Origin of the sequence: Streptomyces sp. NPDC001816 (genome assembly GCF_042892235.1) — a bacterium.
Taxonomy (GTDB): domain Bacteria; phylum Actinomycetota; class Actinomycetes; order Streptomycetales; family Streptomycetaceae; genus Streptomyces.
The window spans coordinates 1-2678 of record NZ_JBIATY010000035.1 but is presented as its reverse complement, the minus strand read 5'-3'; the positions used below and the strand labels follow the sequence as shown (position 1 = coordinate 2678).

General features: G+C 68.0%; 1 protein-coding gene. It reads left to right on the top strand.

The window, feature by feature from the left end:
- Positions 1-2678, top strand: a 2678-nt coding sequence (locus tag ACFYZZ_RS45355; RefSeq protein WP_389189968.1) for a condensation domain-containing protein, incomplete at both ends; no start/stop codon positions are given.

Below are 2678 nucleotides of genomic sequence, written 5' to 3'. Positions count from 1 at the left end.
GTGGCGCAGTCGCCGGATGAGTTCCTGGATCTGCTGGTGCGGGAGCGGGTGACGGTGTTGTCCCAGACTCCGTCCGCGTTCCGTTCGCTGGTGGGCGCGGCTGCTGACGGTGACCCGCGCGTTGGTGAGCTGGGGCTGCGTGCGGTGGTCTTCGCGGGCGAGAAGCTGGAAGTCGCAGACCTTCAGCCCTGGGTCTCCCGACTCGGCCTGGGCCGTACGGCGCTGGTCAACATGTACGGGATCACCGAGACCACGGTTCACTCCACCTATCACCGCCTGACGAAGCGGGACTTCGCGGAAGAGGCCGGAAACCCGATCGGCCGTCCGCTGAGCGACCTTTCCATTCATCTGCTGGATTCCTATGGGAATCTCGTCCCGGTCGGTGTTCCGGGTGAGATGTATGTCGGTGGCCCGGGTGTTGCGCGTGGTTATCTCGGCCGTCCGGCTCTGACCGCCGAGCGTTTTGTTCCCGACCCGTTCGGTCCTGCCGGATCGCGGCTGTATCGAAGTGGTGACCTCGCGCGCCGGCGCGAGGACGGAAGTCTGGAGTTCCTGGGCCGTATCGATGACCAGGTGAAGATCCGTGGTTATCGGATCGAGCTGGGTGAGATCGAGACCGCCCTCTCCGCACACGCCGGCATTCGCGACGCGGTGGTGATCGTCCGCGAGGACACGCCGGGTGACAAGCGTCTGGTGGCTTACTTCGTCTCCGCTCCCGGTGCCACGGTCGATCTTGCCGTTCTCCGCTCGGAGCTGGGTCGTGCTCTGCCCGAGTACATGGTCCCGGCCGCCTTCGTGGAGCTGGATGCACTGCCGCTGACCCCGAACGGCAAGCTCGACAAGCGGGCCCTGCCCGCCCCCGAGCAGGACGCCTTCGCCCGTGGCGCGTACGTCGCCCCGCGTGATGCGACCGAGGCGCGGATCGCAGCGGTGTGGTCGGAGGTCCTGGGCCTGGACGAGGTAAGTGTCGAGGACTCGTTCTTCGACCTCGGCGGCGACTCCATCCGCGCCGTCTCCCTTGTCGGTGCCCTGCGCACCGCCGGCTTCGACACGACGATGCAGGAGGTCTTCGCAGCTCGCACCGTTGCTGCGATGGCCGCGAACTCAGCCGACCGCCGCCGGCCGGCCGCGCACCAGGACACTGTTCCGGTCCGGCCGTTCGCGCTGGTCATGGACGAGGACCGGGACAAGCTGCCCGCCGGTGTCGTGGACGCCTACCCGCTGACACAGGCGCAGACCGGCATGGTCGTCGAGATGCTGGCCAAGGGCGGCGCCCGCAGCTACCACAACGTGGCTTCGCTGCGTGTCCGCGGCGAGGAGTTCTCGCTCGACGCCCTGCGAAAGGCACTCGGCGTTGTCACCGAGCGCCATGACGTGCTGCGGACGGCGATTGATCTGGAGACGTACTCCGTCCCCCTGCAGCTCGTGCACGCCGCCGCCGAGATTCCCGTGACGGTCGAAGACCTGACCGGACTCGCTGCGAGCGAGGCGGAGCAGGCCCTGCGGGACTTCGTGGCGGCCGAGAGCGAGGCCGTCTTCGACCTGGCCCACGCCCCGCTGCTGCGAGTGGCCGTGCACCTGTGCGCGGACGGCAGCTGGCAGTTCACCCTCACCGAGGCGCACGCGATCATCGACGGCTGGAGCTACCACTCCCTCTTGGCCGAACTCGTCGGCTGTTTCCGGCGCATACGTGACGAGCAGGAGCCCAACGCCTGGACGCCTCCGGCGGTGCGCTTTGCCGACGCGGTGGCGGGGGAACTCGCCTCGCTGCGGAGTACGGAGGACCGCGCCTACTGGCAGGGAATCGTCGACGGCTACGCCAAGTTCCAGCTGCCCGCAGGCTGGGCCGACGCGCCGGACACGCCACGCGAGCAGTATGAGATCGAGGTCCGTTACGAGGACCTGGAGGGCTCGCTGAGGGCCTTGGCCGCGGCATCCGGCACCTCGGTGAAGAGCGTCGTCCACGCGGCCCATCAAAAGGTCGTGAGCATGCTCACGGACGAGCCCGTCTTCCACACGGGTCTCACCTGCCATATCCGTCCCGAGGTCATGGGCTCCGAACGAGCCCACGGCATGTACCTCAACGTCCTTCCGTTTGCGGCGGACCGCGAGGCGCGTACCTGGCGCGAGCTGGTGCAACGGGTGTTCGCTCGGGAGACGGAGCTCTGGGAGCACCGTATGTTCCCGATGCCGACGATCCAGCGGGAGTTGGCCCACGGCGAGCGCCTCATCGACGTGCACTTCAGCTACCAGGACTTCCGGGCGGCCGAGCAAGACGCGGTGGGCGACGACGGCCAGGGCACGGTCGACGTCGCGTCCAGCATGGGCGCGAGTTCCAACGAGTTCTCCCTGTTCGTCGTCGCAGGCCCGGACAGGCTCAACGTGATCACCCATACCCACGCGGTCGGCCGCGCCAATGGCGAACGAGTGGCTCGGATGTTCCGCGCGGTGCTGGAGGCCATGGCCGAGACCCCGGATGCAGCCATCGACTCCGCGCCCCTTCTGCCGGCCGAGGAACTCCACCGACTGGTGACCGAGTGGAATGCCAGTGCCGCGCCCTTCGAGGAAGGGGTGAGCCTGCATGAGTTGGTGGAGCGGCAGGTTGGGGTGTCGCCGGATGCGCCGGCTGTGGTGGGTGTTGATGGGTGTTTGTCGTTCGCGGAGTTGGATGCGCGGGC